14 protein-coding genes are annotated in these 14724 nt (G+C 71.2%); 4 read left to right on the top strand and 10 right to left on the bottom strand.

Going from position 1 to position 14724, the window contains the following annotated elements; translation table 11 throughout:
• Nucleotides 1-203: 203 nt before the first annotated feature.
• A complete protein-coding gene (locus B4E30_RS14840) occupies nucleotides 204-2072 on the bottom strand; it encodes a phosphoenolpyruvate carboxykinase (GTP) (RefSeq protein WP_194383577.1) in 1869 nt (622 codons plus the stop codon).
• A gap of 138 nt (nucleotides 2073-2210) precedes the next feature.
• Here B4E30_RS14840 and B4E30_RS14835 point away from each other — a divergent pair, with 138 nt between their 5' ends.
• Nucleotides 2211-3647 (top strand): helix-turn-helix domain-containing protein, encoded by a 1437-nt coding sequence (locus B4E30_RS14835; protein ID WP_071044665.1) that lies wholly within the window; start codon nucleotides 2211-2213, stop codon nucleotides 3645-3647.
• 115 nt (nucleotides 3648-3762) lie between these two features.
• Here the strand turns inward: B4E30_RS14835 and B4E30_RS14830 are convergent, their stop codons facing one another.
• The 3 genes from B4E30_RS14830 to B4E30_RS14820 are packed head-to-tail and all read right to left on the bottom strand — an operon-like array spanning nucleotide 3763 to nucleotide 6523.
• Complete coding sequence (locus tag B4E30_RS14830) at nucleotides 3763-4413, bottom strand: pyridoxamine 5'-phosphate oxidase family protein (protein ID WP_194383578.1); 651 nt, start codon at nucleotides 4411-4413, stop codon at nucleotides 3763-3765.
• Complete coding sequence (locus B4E30_RS14825) at nucleotides 4410-5204, bottom strand: creatininase family protein (RefSeq protein WP_286795918.1); 795 nt, start codon at nucleotides 5202-5204, stop codon at nucleotides 4410-4412. Before B4E30_RS14825 ends, B4E30_RS14830 begins: the two co-directional genes overlap by 4 nt.
• Nucleotides 5201-6523: an FAD-binding oxidoreductase gene (locus tag B4E30_RS14820; RefSeq protein WP_286795916.1), complete on the bottom strand. Its 1323-nt coding sequence runs from the start codon at nucleotides 6521-6523 to the stop codon at nucleotides 5201-5203. The genes B4E30_RS14825 and B4E30_RS14820 overlap by 4 nt, the downstream gene beginning before the upstream one ends.
• 119 nt (nucleotides 6524-6642) lie before the next feature.
• Between B4E30_RS14820 and B4E30_RS14815 the strand changes: the two genes are divergently transcribed.
• A complete protein-coding gene (locus tag B4E30_RS14815; RefSeq protein ID WP_083336501.1) occupies nucleotides 6643-7242 on the top strand; it encodes a helix-turn-helix domain-containing protein in 600 nt (199 codons plus the stop codon).
• Between the two features lie 14 nt (nucleotides 7243-7256).
• Here B4E30_RS14815 and B4E30_RS14810 read toward each other — a convergent pair whose 3' ends face one another.
• Nucleotides 7257-8312: a methylenetetrahydrofolate reductase C-terminal domain-containing protein gene (locus B4E30_RS14810; protein ID WP_286795914.1), complete on the bottom strand. Its 1056-nt coding sequence runs from the start codon at nucleotides 8310-8312 to the stop codon at nucleotides 7257-7259.
• 32 nt (nucleotides 8313-8344) lie between these two features.
• Here B4E30_RS14810 and B4E30_RS14805 point away from each other — a divergent pair, with 32 nt between their 5' ends.
• Nucleotides 8345-8938, top strand: a complete 594-nt coding sequence (locus B4E30_RS14805; RefSeq protein ID WP_286795913.1) for a cyclodeaminase/cyclohydrolase family protein — start codon at nucleotides 8345-8347, stop codon at nucleotides 8936-8938.
• Between the two features lie 9 nt (nucleotides 8939-8947).
• Here the strand turns inward: B4E30_RS14805 and B4E30_RS14800 are convergent, their stop codons facing one another.
• From B4E30_RS14800 to B4E30_RS14785, 4 genes are all read right to left on the bottom strand, one after another.
• Entirely contained in the window at nucleotides 8948-10147 is a 1200-nt protein-coding gene (locus B4E30_RS14800) for a hypothetical protein (RefSeq protein ID WP_286795911.1), read from the bottom strand.
• A 93-nt stretch (nucleotides 10148-10240) separates the two neighbouring features.
• Nucleotides 10241-11119 carry an ABC transporter permease gene (locus tag B4E30_RS14795; protein WP_286718527.1) on the bottom strand — a complete coding sequence of 293 codons (879 nt, stop codon included), beginning with the start codon at nucleotides 11117-11119 and terminating at the stop codon, nucleotides 10241-10243.
• The gene (locus tag B4E30_RS14790; RefSeq protein ID WP_286795909.1) at nucleotides 11116-11877 is read right to left on the bottom strand and encodes an ABC transporter ATP-binding protein; all 762 of its coding nucleotides are present in this window, start codon (nucleotides 11875-11877) and stop codon (nucleotides 11116-11118) included. Before B4E30_RS14790 ends, B4E30_RS14795 begins: the two co-directional genes overlap by 4 nt.
• Nucleotides 11874-13196 carry an amidohydrolase family protein gene (locus B4E30_RS14785; RefSeq protein WP_286795908.1) on the bottom strand — a complete coding sequence of 441 codons (1323 nt, stop codon included), beginning with the start codon at nucleotides 13194-13196 and terminating at the stop codon, nucleotides 11874-11876. Before B4E30_RS14785 ends, B4E30_RS14790 begins: the two co-directional genes overlap by 4 nt.
• Nucleotides 13197-13323: 127 nt before the next feature.
• Here B4E30_RS14785 and B4E30_RS14780 point away from each other — a divergent pair, with 127 nt between their 5' ends.
• Entirely contained in the window at nucleotides 13324-14310 is a 987-nt protein-coding gene (locus tag B4E30_RS14780; protein ID WP_286795906.1) for a PDR/VanB family oxidoreductase, read from the top strand.
• Nucleotides 14311-14321: 11 nt separating this feature from the next.
• On the opposite strand, the gene B4E30_RS14775 is transcribed toward B4E30_RS14780, so the two are convergent.
• Nucleotides 14322-14724 (bottom strand): amidohydrolase family protein (locus tag B4E30_RS14775; protein ID WP_286795904.1); only part of this gene is annotated, 403 nt, incomplete at its 5' end.

The following is a 14724-nucleotide window of genomic DNA, read 5'->3' as shown; positions in this document are numbered from 1 at the left end:
TCCGCAGTCACCTTCCGCGCATCCCGCTCGCTCCGCAGTCACCATCTGCGCATCTGACAGCGGAGCACCCGCACAATCTGACTGCCGAGCGGTCATGCGGCCACGCGCGGCGGCGCGCACGCGGCAGCGCGCACGCGGCAGCGCGCACGCGGCAGCGCGCACTCGGCGAGTACGTGTGCACTCGGCGCGCGCGTGGAACCGCCTCAGGAGCGGGTCAGGCGGTAACGCAGGGCGTCGAGCTCCGCGCGCAGGGCCGCCGGCACGCGGCCGTCGAAGGTGTCGTAGAACTCCTCCGTGAGATCGGCCTCGCGCAGCCACGAGTCGCGGTCGATCGCGAAGAGCGCGTCGAGGTCGTCCTGCGGCACGTCGATCCCCTCGAGGTCGATGTCGGATGTCTCCGGCAGCCGGCCGATCGGGCTGTCGACCGCGGGCACCTCGCCGTCGATGCGGCGGATGATCCAGTCGATCACGCGGGCGTTGTCGCCGAACCCGGGCCACAGGAAGCGGCCGTCGTCGCCCTTGCGGAACCAGTTGACCTGGAAGATGCGCGGAGCGCGGTCGAACCGCAGCTTCTGCCCGATCCGGAGCCAGTGTCCGAAGTAGTCGGCCATGTTGTAGCCGCAGAACGGCAGCATCGCGAACGGATCGCGGCGGAGCTCTCCGACGGTCCCCTCGGCGGCGGCGGTGCGCTCGGATGAGATGGTCGAGCCCATGAAGACGCCGTGGGTCCAGTCGGTCGCCTCGACGACCAGCGGCACGTTCGTCGCACGGCGTCCGCCGAACAGGATCGCATCCAGCGGCACGCCCTGCGGCGCATCCCAGTCGGGGGCGATCTGCGGGCACTGCGCCGCGCCGACGGTGAAGCGGGAGTTGGGGTGCGCCGCCGGCCGGCCCGACGCCGGCGTCCACGGCTGGCCCTGCCAGTCGGTGAGCTCGGCGGGGGGCGTGTCGGTCAGCCCCTCCCACCAGACGTCTCCGTCGGGACGGAGCGCCACATTGGTGAAGATCGTGTTACCCCACAGGGTCTCGACCGCCGTCACGTTCGTCGACTCGCCGGTGCCGGGAGCGACGCCGAAGAAGCCGGCCTCCGGGTTGATCGCCCACAGCCGCCCGTCTTCGCCCGGACGCAGCCACGCGATGTCGTCACCGAGCGTCTCGACGCGCCACCCCGGGATCGTGGGCTTGAGCATCGCGAGGTTCGTCTTGCCGCACGCCGACGGGAACGCCGCCGCGACGTGGTACGCCCGGCCGGCCGGATCGATGACGCGGATGAGGAGCATGTGCTCGGCCAGCCACCCCTCATCGCGGCCGATCACCGAGGCGATCCGCAGCGCGAAGCACTTCTTGGCGAGGATGGCGTTCCCGCCGTAGCCCGAGCCGTACGACCACACCTCGAGCGTCTCGGGGTAGTGCACGATGTACTTCTCGTCGTTGCACGGCCAGGCCACGTCCGTCTCGCCGGGCGCGAGCGGGGCTCCCACCGAGTGCACGGTCTTGACCCACGGCGCCCCCTGCGCGATCTCGCGCAGCACGTCGGTCCCCACCCGCGTCATGATCTCGATCGAGGCGACGGCGTACTCGCTGTCGGTGACCTGCACACCGATGTGGGACAGCGGGCCGCCGACGGCACCCATCGAGAAGGGCACGACGTACATCGTGCGTCCTCGCATGGATCCCTCGAACAGCGGCGTCAGAGTCGCGCGCATCTCGTCGGGCGCCGCCCAGTTGTTGGTGGGGCCCGCGTCGATCTCGCGCTCGGAGGCGATGAAGGTGCGCCCCTCCGTGCGGGCGACGTCGCTCGGGTGGGAGCGGGCGAGGTAGGAGCCCGGACGCCACTCGGGGTTGAGCTTGATGAGCTTTCCCTGCTCGACCATCGCTCGCAGGAGGGCGTCGTTCTCGGCGCGCGAGCCGTCGACCCAGTGGATGCGGTCGGGCTGCGTCAGCTCGGCGATCTCATCCACCCACGCGACGAGCTCGGCCATGCCGTCGCCGTCGAGGCGGGGTCGGATGCCGAAGCGTCGCTGCTGCGGGGCATCGTCGGTGACGCGGGGGGAGATGTCTGCGATGGCCATGTCGCTCCTCGGTGCGATGGGTGGCGTGCGGTGTACGACGGGGAGAACGTCGATCTGTACCCACTATCGGAGGAATCAGCGGCGTCTTACCAAGAATCAGGATCGTATTTTCTGCATTTCTTTCGCTATGCTCAAGGAATGCACGCGACGCCGCTGGAACTGTCGACCCTGGGCCACCGCATCCGACACCAGCGGGTGAGCCACGGGATGACCCTGGACGAACTGGGCGAGAAGGTCGGTGTGGCCGGAAGCCACCTGAGCCTCATCGAGAACGGCAAGCGGGAGCCGAAGCTGTCGCTGCTGCAGGCGATCGCGGCGGCGACCGGGGTGGATGTCGGTGAGCTCCTCTCCCCGGAACCACCGAACCGGCGCGCGGCGCTCGAGATCGAACTCGAACGTGCGCAGAGCGGGTCGGTCTTCCGCAGTCTCGGCATCGAACCCGTGCGCGTGACCAAGGGCATGAGCGACGAGACGATCGAGTCGGTCCTGGGCCTGCACCGCGAGCTGCAGCGCCGCGAGCGGGAGGCGATCGCGACCCCCGAAGAGGCCCGGCGCGCGAACACCGAGCAGCGCCTGCGCATGCGGGCGCTGGACAACTACCTGCCCGACATCGAGCGGCTCGCCGAGAAGCAGCTGAAGGCGGCGGGCCACTCCACCGGCGCCCTCACGCATCGCACGGTGAGCATCATGGCCGAGCAGATCGGCTTCGAGCTGATCTACGTCAACGACCTCCCCTCCTCCACGCGTTCGATCACCGATCTCGAGAACGGTCGCATCTATCTGCCGCCGGCGTCGATCCCCGGCGGCCACGGTCTGCGGTCGATGGCCCTGCAGGCCATGGCGCACCGGCTCCTGGAGCACGAGAGACCCGCCGATTACGCGGACTTCCTGCGGCAGCGGCTCGAGATCAACTACTACGCGGCGTGCTGTCTCATGCCCGAGTCCACCGCCGTGGGATTCCTGCAACAGGCCAAGAAGGACCGCAATCTCGCCGTCGAGGATTTCCGCGACGCGTTCGGCGTCACGCACGAGGCGGCAGGCATGCGCATGACGAACCTCATGACGCACCACCTCGGCATGCGCCTGCACTTCCTGCGCGTCGACGGCGACGGCGCCATCTCGCGCGTGTACGAGAACGACGACCTTCCGCTTCCGGCCGATGTCACCGGTGCGGTGGACGGACAGGTCGCGTGCGCGAAGTTCTCCGCACGGGCGGCGTTCTCGGAGCAGAACCGCACCACCGAGCACTACCAGTACACCGATACGCCCAACGGCACCTACTGGTGCTCGACGCAGACGGGGACTACCGCGGAGGGCGAATTCTCCATCACCGTCGGTGTGCCCTTCGACGACGCCCGCTGGTTCCGCGGCCGCGAGACGACCACGCGCGCCGCCTCGACGTGCCCCGACGAATCGTGCTGCCGTCGTCCGGCGGTCGAGGCGACGGCGCGCTGGCGGGGGAAGGCGTGGCCGAGCGCACGCGTGCACATGCAGATGTTCTCGCCGCTCCCCCGCGGCGCCTTCCCCGGGGTGGACGAGAACGAGGTGTACGCCTTCCTCGACCGCCACGTCTGACCCGCATCCGAGCCCGCCGAGCCACCCCCTTCGCGCCGAGCCGCCCCCTTCGTTGCGTCGACACAGGGGTCGCTCGCAGAAAAAGGGGTGGCTCGGGGCGGGGTGGATGCGCGCGTCAGCCGGGGAGGGGGCGGGCGGACCAGCCGGTCGCGGACGGGGTGTACTCGATGCGACGGCTCGGGGCCCCGGGATGCGACACCCAGAACAGCCAGCGTTCGGGCCGCACGGCGAAACCGACCCACCCGGCGGGGGGCTCCGGGTCGGGATGCGCGGCGGCGAAGCGCGCCCATCCCTCCTCCCGCGCGGCCAGCGGCTGGGCGGCGACCTCCGGCGTGTTCACCCAGGCCAACTGACGCAGGTACGGCGACCGGCGTGCGTACGCTCGGGCGGCGCTGGCGTCGGAGACTCGCGTGGCGAGCCCTTCCACGACCAGCTGCCGGGTGAAGCCCGGCCAGAGGATCGTCAGCGCCACCCGGGGGTTCACCGCGAGGTCGGCGACCTTGCGGCTGCTCGCGTCGGTGTGGAACGAGAAGGATGCGCCGTCGAAGTCGCTCAGCATCACGGTCCTCGCGTGCGGGACGCCCTCCGGCGACACGGTCGACAGCGTCATCAGGATGCGGTCCTCATCCGGCCCCGGCAGCCAGCTCGCCGCGAGCGCCGCCGGGTCCGCGGGAGGATCGGCGGCGTGCACGGGATCGCTGGCGTGGTCGATGACCGGCACCTCGACCGCGATCGAGATCGACGCCGGATGCGCGGCGCCGCTCATGCGAACTCGAATCCATCGATCTCGGCGAGCGCTTCGGCGACGAAGTCGACCCCGCGCTCGAAGAGCACCTTGCCGAAGGCCGCGTTGGCGCCGGTCGCATCCCCGATGACGCCGGTGGGACCGAAGTCGTCACTGGTCCAGCCGAACATCACCGGCTTGCGGTTGAAGCCGATGTGCGTGTGTCCGGCGATCTTCTCGGGCACGTTCCGCGGCGGCATCTCGGGCGCGACGAGGTGCGGTGCGAGATGCATGACGAGCGAGGTCTCCCCGAAGCCGGCGTGGATGCCCTGCCCCTTCTCGTCCGGGCCGTCGACGCCGTCTCCCGACGCCCCCGCGCCGGACGGCATGGAGAAGGATCGCAGGCCGTACCGGCGGCGCAGCTCCCGGTTGAGCCATCCGAGCAGCATGACGTTGCCCCCGTGGCCGTTGACGAAGGCGACCGTGCGCACCGGGGTCTGCGCGATCGCCGCGCCGATCTGCACGAGCTCGTCGAGCAGCGTCGTGCCCTCGATCCACAGCGTGCCGGGGGCCCAGTGGTGCTCGTCGGATTTCGCGTAGGCGACCGTCGGCAGCAGCCACGCGTCGATCCCGGCGGCGACCGCGCGATCGACGGCCGCCGTCGCGACGGCCTCGGCGATGAGCGCGTCGGTGCGCAGCGGAAGGTGCGGGCCGTGGTGCTCGATCGCCCCGATCGGCACGACGGCGATCGACCGGTCGCTCGTGGCGGCGGTGATCGCGGGGCCGGAGAGATCAGCCCACGCCCGGCTGGGCGGAGTGAACGGGGTGGTCATCGGATGGCTCCCTTCGTGGGGCCGGCGTAGTCGGGGTTGAGCTTTCCAGGGTTCAGCAGCCCGGCGGGGTCGGTCACGCGCGCGAGGGCGACCGTCTCGGCGAGGCGGAAGTCGACGTTCCACTGGTGCGGGTTGTGGGTCGACACGCCCAGGTCGTGGAGGGCCTCGATGCCGGCGTAGACCGCCTCGGGACTCTCGTAGACGCCGGCGAGCATCCCGATCGGCACGGTGTGACCGGCCTCGATGTGCAGCTGGCCGCCGGGATACACCGCGTGCACCGCGTCGATGCGCTCGACGAGGGCGTCACCCGAGACCTCGACGTGGAAGTAGACGCCCGGTTCGGACTTCTGCAGCCACTCGATCGGATGGTTGTAGCTGAGCACCGAGATCGCCGACGAGACGTTCGCCCCCTCCCGCACGTCTTCGATGCGGCCACCGGCCGCTTCGATCAGCGCCGTCGCCTCGGGCACGGTCGCGATGTCGGCGATCATCCGCAGGGAGCTGCGCCCCTCGGGGAAGGCGTCGTCGGGCGGCAGCTGCGCCGTCACGTGCGGGGTGTCCGCCGACACGAGCCGGGGCAGGGGTGTGAGCCGTCCGAGCGAGCGCAGCACCGACAGGGCGCCGGAGAAGTCGGGGAAGGATGCATACAGCCCGCGCCAGTCCTGCAGCGGATCCAGCCGCACGGTGGCCCGGGCGATGATGCCGGCGGTGCCGTAGTTGTGAACGAACCCCTGCGCCGCTTCGCCCTCGACGTGCACGAGTTCGCCGGCGGAGGCGGGCGTGACGACGTCGAGGGCGACGACGAAGCCGCGATCGTTGGACCCGTGCGCGATGGTCCCGGTGCCGCCGGATCCGCCGCTGAGGAAGCCGCCGAGGCTGGAGTGCACCGTCGACGGATACATCCACAGCTGTCGCCCCGCGGCGCGCGCCGCCTGCTCGAGCGCGGTCATCGGGGCTCCGGCGTCGGCGGTGATCGTCTCGTCGGTCACCTCGATGACCGACCGGGCGCGCGACATGTCGAGCACGAGCCCGCCGGGCATCGGGATCGCCTGACCGTAGTTGCCGGTGCCCTTGCCGCGCGGCGTGATCGGGGCCCCGTGGCGTGAGGCGATGCCGACGACCGCGGCGATCTCGGCGGCGGTGGTCGGGAACGCCACGAGGTCGGCGACCCCGAGCGGGAGCTGCTCGGCGATGATCGGCGACATGCGCGCGCCGTCGACCGACGCCTTCTCGCGCTGACGCATGTCTGAACTGACGCCGCGTGGGCCGAGCAGATCGGCGATCTCGCGCTCGAGGGCGGCGTAGTCGGGGGTGGTCATGGATGTCCTCCTTCATCGCATCTCCCGAAGGCGGTGCGCGGCGAGCCGGGTGATGAGTCACTCGTCGCGCGGGGTGCGGGATGCCGGGGGTCGGCACGACCGCCCGGTAGCCTGCTGGCATGGCGGAAACGATGGGGCGCCGGGCGCCGGACGGTCCGGCGGACCCCGACGAGGCCGCACGCGCGCTCGGAGCGCGCATCCGGGCGCTCCGCACGGCGCGTGGGGCGACCCTCACCGAGGTGGCCGCCGAGGCGCAGCTGTCGCACTCGTTCCTCAGTCAGGTCGAGCGCGGGCTGGAGCGCTTGAGCATGACCTCGCTCTTCCGCGTCGCGCAGGCGCTCGGTACGACGCAGCAGGCGCTGCTGACCGAGCAGCCGCGGGAGCGCTCGGAAGGCGGGTTCCACCTGTTCCGCCGTCAGGATGACTCGGCGGTGGACACCGAGAGCGGCCCCGTGCACGTGATGGCGCCCCCGACCGGGCACTTCGTGCCGATGATCATGATCGGGCCGTTCGGCGACGAGGGCCCCTGGTGGGAGCACGGCGAGGACGAGTTCGTCTACGTGCTCGACGGCGTGCTGGTCGTCGTGCTGGACGAGGGCGAGCACGAGCTGCGCGCCGGCGACGCGACGTACTACGAGGGATGGGTGCGCCACAAGTGGCGCACCCCGGAGGGCGAGACGAGCCGGGTGGTCGTCGTCAAGGAGCAGCGCCGCAGCTGAGCCGGCGCGACCGGTCACGCTCCCCCTCCCAGCTCGCGGGCGATCGTGGCGAGCGCTCGTGCGTAGGCGATCTCATCGCCGCGCCGCGCGCCGCCGGCGACGACGACACCGGCGACCCCCGGAACCTCGAGGAGGGCCGAGCCGTACTCGATCGCGAGCCGGATCCCCTCCGAGCGCATGTCGCGCGCGGTGCGCAGCCGCTCGGCGTATCCGGGCGGAAGGAGCGCGGCGTGGAAGGAGGCCAGGAGCGCGGCTCCGTCGTCGTCGACGATCACCGGCACGCCGGGGAGGACGGGCGCGGTCGCGCCCACACCGCGGCACCGCTCGATGAAGGCGGCGACCTCGTCGACGCCCCCGCAGTACTGCATCAGGCACAGGCGACCGCCGGCACGTTGTTTCTCCGCCACGCGTAGGCCGCGAATCTGGTGGGGCGGCGCCGCCGGCGATTCGGCGAAGGACGGGAGAAGCCCGTGGGCCCGGGCACGGGGAAGAAGCGTGGTCGCCTCCAGGTCGAACACCGGCGCCGCGTCGGGCCGGTCGCCCGTCTCGGTGTGGTCTCCGGTGACGCAGTGCACGCCGGCGACACCCGCGTCGCGAAGGGCGGCGAGTTCCCCCTCGAGGGCGACGCGGTTGCGGTCGCGCGCGTTGACACCGATCCAGGCGCGCATGCCGGCGGCGGTCATGAGGTGACCGCGGTAGGACGGCGGGAACTGCGTGCGCGAGGTGGCGGCATCTCCCGACAGCGCCGCATCGGCGTGGGGAGCGAGCACCTCCGCCACGCGCGAGACGTCGTCGGCGACCATCGGTCGCGCGGGAAATCCCGTCATCACGAGGGCGCGCCGGGCGAGGATGTCGGCGACCTCCGTGGCCGCCGCGGTCGGAGCGGGAACGGGGATCGTCGACGCATCCGTCCATCGCACCGGCAGGTCTCGCTGCAGGAAGACGCAGGGGTCGGGATGCGCTTCGCACGATCCGTCGGGGTTGACACCCCCGCACGGGCCGTAGGTCATGTTCTTCGGACACGCGTCGAGCGGAGCGGCGCGGTGCATCGTCGCAGGAGGGATGGTCACCGGACGCTCCGCAGGATGTCTAGACTTCGGCGATGGAGATCTCGACTCGCACCGCAGCCCTCACCGAGTGGACCGAGCGACTCGCGGAGCCCGCCCCCGCCCCGGGCGGCGGCGCCGCGGCGGCGGTCGTCGCCGCCATCGGCGCCGCCGTCGCCGCCATGGCCGACGGCTATGGCGACGATCATCCCGACGCCCGACGTTTCATCGCCGCGCGCGAGCGGGCGTGGGACGTCGCCGACGACGACGCCGGGGCATCCGCCGATCTCGCCGTCGTCTTCCATGCCGCGCCCGAAGAGCGGGACGCCGACCGCACCCGTCGCATCCTGGAGCACGCCGCAGCGTCGTCCGCCGCGGTGGCCGGAGTCGTCGTCGAGCTCGCCTCTGCCCTCGAGCCGCTGGCGGAGCGGTGCCCTGAGCCGGTGCGCGCCGACGTGGCCGTCGCGGCCCGCCTGCTCGCCGCGGGCGCCCGGGCCGGAGCGGTCAACGTGCGGGTCAACAGGACCGCGTGCGCAGACGCGGGCAGCAGCGCCGAGGTCGTCGAGGGTCTGCGCGCGAAGGAGCAGGACGCGATCGCCGCCGCCGACGCCCTCGATCGGCTGGCCGCCGTCGTCACCGAAACGCTCTGACACCGCGGATCAGTCCATCGAGATGGACGTGTCGATGAACTCGTTCGTGTAGAGGTCTTCGATCGAGATCTCCTCAGCATCGGCCGCGCTGATGCTGCCGGATTCGACGAGGAACGGCACGAAGTCGTCGAGGATCGACTGCATGCGCTCGGGGTCGAACTGCCCGAACACACCCGAGGCCTCGTCATTCTGCACGATCTCGAGCGCGAGCTGCTGCTCGACGGAGAAGTCGGCGACGCCCTCGGAGTAGGTCCAGCCGGTCTGGTAGGTGTCGACGAGTTCGACGATCAGCGCGTTGGTGCCGGCCGGGTCGGCGAGGTAGTCGAGCTGCGACTGCTGCATGATCGGGACGAGCTTGGCGAGGCAGTCGCCGTACTCCTCGATCGCGTCGGCACGCACGGCGAGCGGTTCCGGATAGATGGTGTAGCCGACCTCGCTCAGCAGCTGGAAACCGACCGGCTTGCCCCACTCGGCGATCTCGTTCTCGTAGATGTAGGGCTCGGCGGTCGCGAAGCCCTGCTGGAGGATCGTCGGGTCGGAGACGAAGCGCTGCGCCGTGCCCTCGTAGCTGAGGTCGATCTGCGAGCTGTCGATGATGCCCTGCGCCAGGAGCATGTTGGGGATGACGTCGCCGGAGGTCACCACCGGCGCACCGTCGGCGGTCGCCTCCGCGATCGTGGTGGCACCGTCGTGGCTCTCCGGGTCCCACATGAGGATCTGCGGACTCCAGGTCATCTGCGACGTCACGGCGACCGTCGGCTGATCGGCGGCGGCGACGATCGCCGCATCCGTGTTCACGGCACCCAGCAGGATGTCCTCATCCAGGTACATCAGCGCCGGTACGGGCTGGAAGTTGACGTTCGGGCCGCCGGGGCGCACCTCGATGTCGACCCCGGTGTCGACGCCCTGGGCGACGAGGGATCCGGTGACGCTCTTGACGTCGTTGTCGATCGTGTAGTCGTCGCCGACGAGCGCGTACATCGCGCCGTGCTCGGCCTCGGGCTGCCAGTCCTGCTGCATGACCACGGTCGCGGGGCACACCTCGGACAGGTCGAGGGCGCCGCCGGCCTCGGCGGTCGGGGCGGCCGGGGTCGTGTCGGCGGCGGGTTCGGTCTCGTCGCTCGAACAGGCGGCCAACCCGAGGGTGGCGACCGACAGGGCGAGACCGGCGGCGACGGAACGTCGGATGATGCGGGTGGGGGGTGTCATCTCGAGAGTCCTCCTGGACGAGTGGGTGATGCGCAGGACAGGGGATGGTGCGTGGGATGGATCGTGCGTGGGGGGAACGAGGTGTGGGGCGGGTCAGCGGTTCTTCCAGCCGAACAGCCGGCCCACGACGGCACGATCGAGGGCGGCGAAGACCGAGAACACGGCGACGCCGAACAGCGCCGTGAAGATGATGGCGAGGAACAGCGGCTCCATGTTCAGGCGCAGCGTGTAGGTGCGCAGGAGTCCGCCGATGCCCTGCGAGCCCTGCTGGAAGAAGAAGTCCCCGACGATCGCACCGATGACCGAGAGCCCCGCGGCGTTGCGCAGGCCGGTGAAGATCGACGGAATGGCGGCGGGAAGCTGGAGCTTCGTGAGCCGCTGCCAGCGCGAGGACTTGTTCAAGGTGAACAGATCGTGCGCCGAGGGGTCCGCCGACTGCAGACCGAACAGGGTGTTGGAGATCATCGGGAACACCGCGATGATCACGCACACCACGACGCGGGCGGGAATGCCATAGCCCATCCAGATGCCGATGAGCGGCGTGAGCGCGAGGATCGGGATGGTCTGCAGGATCACCGCGTAGGGGTAGAGCACCCGCTCCGCCAGGTGGGACTGCGACATGAAGATCGCCCACGACATTCCGATGACCACGGCGAGCGCGAGTCCCACCAGGGCCACCATCGTCGTCTGCCCGAGCGCGGCGAGCATCGGGCTGATGATCTGCGGGTTGCCGATCGTCTCGAGGACGACCTCGTGCGGCGGGGGCAGCAGGAACCGGCGGCTCTCAGAGAGCAGCAGGTACGAGACGGCGTACCAGATCACGAGGATGCCCACGACCGCGAGCACGATCGGCACGGCGCTGGACCCGGCGCGACGCAGCGTCGACGTGCGCTGAGGCCGGGCCTGCAACGGCGGGGCGGTGACCTGCGCGGGCGCCGCCGCGGCCGGGGCGGTGAGGGTCTGCTCGGTCATGCGTGCGCCTCCAGCGTCTGCGACAGATGGCCCGCGATGCGGCCGAATTCCGGTGAGTACCGCAGCTCCGGCGGGCGCGGATACTCCCACGGGATCTCGATGTCCTCCACGATCCGGCCGGGACGCCCGCTCATGACGAGCACGCGGCTGGACAGATACACCGCCTCGGAGATCGAGTGGGTGATGAACATCGCCGCGAACCGCTTGAGCTGGAACAGGCGCTGCAGCTCCGTCTGCATTTTGAGCCGGGTGATCTCATCGAGCGCGCCGAACGGCTCGTCGAACAGGGCCAGCTGCGGTTCGGCCACGAGGGCGCGCGCGATCGACACGCGCATCCGCATGCCCCCGGAGAGCTCGCGCGGATGCTGCTTCTCGAAGCCGTCGAGCCCCACGAGCGCGAGCGCCTCCCGGGCTCGTCGTGCTCGTTCGGCGGACGGCACGCCGGCGAGTTCGCCGACCAGTTCGACGTTCTTCTGGGCGCTTCGCCACTCCAGCAGGGTCGCGTCCTGGAAGACGAAGCTCGTCACGGCCGCATCGACGTCGAGGCTGCCGTGGCTGATGGTGTCGAGACCGGCGGCCAGGCGCAGAAGGGTCGACTTGCCGCATCCGGAGGGTCCGACGACCGAGACGAACTCGCCGCGGGAGATGTCCATCGAGACGCCGGTGAGCGCTCGGGTGCCGGTGGCGAAATCCTTGGTGACATCACGGAGGGCGAGCGTGGGCGCCGTCGTGACGGGCGCCGTGGTGGCAGCGGTCATACCGTGATCTCCTTCGGAGCGGGCGTGCGGATGTCGACGGTGGCGGTGGACAGGTGCCGCGTGGCCACGACGCGGCCGTCGCGAACGACGACCCGGTCGGGTGCGCGTTCGGCGAGCGCCTCGGCGACGGAGGATGCGCGCACGAGGAGCAGGTCGGCGACGTCGCCGTGCGCGCCGCCGGCGGCGGGCTTGCCCACGAGCGTTCGACCGGCCGACGCGACGTGCCACGCCTCGTCGGGTGACAGGTGCCCCGCGATCACGAGCGCCGCGGCCACGTCGACCATGTCACCGTTGCCGAGGGGGTTGAACGGGTCCTGCACGTTGTCGCCTCCGGCGGCGAGGAGGACTCCGGCCGCGCGGATCGCCCGCAGCGGCGGGACGGCGCGCGGCGTCGAGACGGGGTGGTCCCACCCCTGGAGGTAGAGGTTGGTGAGCGGGTTGGTCACGATGCTCAGCTCGGCCGCCGCGACGGTGGCGAGCACCTCGGTGAGCCGATCGCGGGACTGCACCGCGAGGCTCACGCAATGCCCGGCCGAACGCGTGCGCTCGGGCGCCCAGGGCGCCGTCGCGTTCGCGAGGTGGACGACATCCAGCGATGCGGGGTTCAGCGTCTCGTCGGTGTGGAAGTCCACCCCGATCCCGGCCTCGTCGGCGAGCGCGATCGTACGGTCCATCTCCCCCGTCGGATCCGGCGACAGATGGGGCGCGCCGCCGAGGAGGTCAGCTCCGAGCCCGACGGCCTCGCGCACGAGTTCCGCGGTGTGCAGGTGGCCGTGCATCGCGACGATCTGAAGGTCGACGAGGCCGGCGAACTCGTCTCGCAGCGCGACGATCGCGCGCAGGCCGCGGAGCGGATCGGCGCCCTCGTGGAAGTTCACGTGCGTGCGCATCGTCGTCACGCCGGCGCGCAGCGCCGCCAGCAGCGCGCGGCGGGCGTTGCGCTCGATCTGCTCCTGGGTGAGGGCGGCACCGAAACGCTGCCAGCAGGCCACGGCGTCTTCCAGCGAGCCGGCGGGGCGGCCGGCCATCTCCCACGTGTAGGCCTTGTCGATGTGGGCGTGCATGTCCGCCAGGGGCGGCAGCAGCATCCATCCGGTCGCGTCCACGCCAGCCGGGCCCGCAACGTCGCCGACGGAGGTCGAGAGGTGACCGTCGACGACGGCGAGGTCGCCGACGGTGCCGTCGATGGTGGTGACGTTTCGGAGCACGTCGAGCGCGGCGCCGGGGGCGAGAGATTCGGGCGTCGGGAGGACCATGGCGCTCGCTTTCTCGGTGGTGACGGTTTGGGGAACGGTGTTGGCTTGACCAACAATGGCCATTGAACGCCGACCCTGTTTCGACCACCCACGCCACGTGTTGCGAGCCTGTTACGACTCGCAGCAGGCGCCGGATCGCCCCGAAAACGTCGATTACGGTCGTCCCGCAGAACCACCCCGAGGAGCACCCGTGAGCTACTTCAGCGACGTCGAACGAGACCTCGTCATCGCCGCCCGCACCGACGTCGCCGACGGCGTCGTCGCGCTCGACCTCGTCTCGCCCAACGGCCGCGACCTGCCCGCCTGGACCCCCGGTTCGCACATCGACCTCGTGCTGCCGGGGTCCTCGCGGGACGAGGTCGTCGAGCGGCAGTACTCCCTGTGCTCCGATCCCGCTGAACGCGGATCGTGGCGGGTCGCGGTGCTCCGCGAGGACGCCGGACGCGGCGGGTCGGTGCGCGTGCACGAGAGTGCCGAGGTCGGGGCGCGCATCCGGGTGCGGGGGCCCCGCAACCACTTCCCGTTCACCCCCGAGCCGGGGCTTTCCTACCGGTTCGTCGCCGGCGGGATCGGCATCACCCCCCTGATGGCCATGGTCGCCGCGGCGGCCGCGGCGGGTGCGGACTGGCACCTCGACTACGCCGGCCGCTCGCGCCGCACGATGGCCTTCGCGAGCGAGCTCGCCGCGGCGCATCCGGATCGCGTGACCCTGCACGCCGCCGACGAGGGCGGGCGGTTCGACGTGTCCGGCCTCGCCGCATCCGCCGACGAGCACACGCGCATCTACGCGTGCGGCCCTGCGCGGCTGCTCGAAGCCCTCGACGCGGCCTTCCCGGGCGAGGACGGCACACGCCTGCACCTCGAGCGGTTCGAGGCGCGCGAGTTCGGCGAACCGGTGTGGCCCGATCCGTTCGAGGTGGAGCTCGCCCTCTCGGGCGATGTGGTGACGGTCTCCCCCCGGCAATCGGTCCTGGATGCGATCACCGAGCAGTCCCCCGAGACCGTGGTGCTCTCGAGCTGCCGGCGCGGCACCTGCGGCACGTGCGAAGCGCCCGTCCTGGAGGGCGAGATCGAGCACCGCGACTCGGTTCTCACACCGCTGGAGCGACAGGACAGCACCGTCATGATGGTGTGCGTCTCCCGCGCGGCCTGCCCCCGGATCGTGCTCGACCTCTGAGACCTCCCGGTTCAGCCGGCGATGCGCGCACGGAGGCCGGCGACGAGCGTCGCCTCGTCGGCCGTGAGCAGCCGCCCATCGCGCACCACCGCGGATCCCCCGACGAAGACGTCGCGCGGTCGTCGCCCGGGCGAGGCCCACAGGAGCCCGTCGACCGGGTCCGCGACGCCGGCATCGGCAACCCCCGAGACATCCCACACGCACACGTCGGCTCGGGCGCCGGCGCGGAGGTGCCCGATGTCGTCTCGGCCGAGGCCCGTGGCGCCGCCCTCGGTCGCCATCGCGAGAACCGTCCGGGCGGGGAGCTGCGCGCCGAGCAGTCCCGACACCTGCATCGCCAGGCGCGCATCCGCGAGCAGGTGGCCGGCATCGTTCGACCCCCCACCCGAGGTGCCGAGTCCGACGACGACTCCC

Source organism: Microbacterium sp. UBA3394 (genome assembly GCF_002358725.1).
In the GTDB taxonomy this organism is placed as follows: domain Bacteria; phylum Actinomycetota; class Actinomycetes; order Actinomycetales; family Microbacteriaceae; genus Microbacterium; species Microbacterium luteum.
Note: the sequence above shows the minus strand (reverse complement) of the source record. Positions and strands in the feature narration are given on the sequence as shown.